Source organism: Dietzia massiliensis (assembly GCF_018390595.1).
Classification (GTDB): Bacteria; Actinomycetota; Actinomycetes; order Mycobacteriales; family Mycobacteriaceae; genus Dietzia; species Dietzia massiliensis.
Genome location: NZ_JAHBAV010000143.1, coordinates 1 through 601 on the forward strand (window position 1 = coordinate 1; position 601 = coordinate 601).

Annotated in this window: 1 protein-coding gene; it reads right to left on the reverse strand. The window is 74.4% G+C overall.

Translation table 11 applies throughout. The annotated features are described in order from the left end of the window. Positions 1 to 601: DUF1542 domain-containing protein (locus tag KHA85_RS16540; RefSeq protein WP_213186633.1), on the reverse strand; the 601-nt coding region annotated here is incomplete at both ends.

Genomic DNA, 601 nt, shown 5'->3' on the forward strand with positions numbered 1-601 from the left:
AAGAACCCGCCGCCGTCTCCCCCTCCGCCGTCGCCGCCGAAGAGGCCGCCGTCGAAGAAGCCACCGCCGTCACCGCCGGCGTCTCCGCCCTCGCCACCGTCGCCGCCGAACAGGCCGCCGTCGAAGAAGCCCTCGCCGTCGCCGCCGTCAGCGCCGCCCATGTCACCGACGTCGGCGCCGCCCTCGCCGACCCCGGCCGCGAAGTCCTCACCGGAGTAGCCGACGCCCGCCATTCCGGCGAACATCATGTTGAACATCATCATCGAGCCCATCATCCAGACGCCGGTGGCCAGCGCGGACGCCCACCAGGGCTCCGAGTACCAGCCCGCGGGCACCGGGCGACCCGCCACGACGCCACCCGGGTAGTAGTGCGGGGTCTCGTCGCTCGGGTCGGTGGCGGCCTTCATCTTGCGGCCCTCGACCTCGACCTCGCGGTCCTCGGTCACCCGGCCGGCGCGGTCCTGGCCGGGGGTCGGCGGGAGCTCAGGGCCGGGGTCGAGGCCCATCGCCGAGCGGGCGGCGCGCACGTAGTACAGGCCCTCCAGCGCGGTGTCCTTGGCCAGCTGTGCCTGCACGGGCGTGCGCGCCTTCTCCAGCTCCG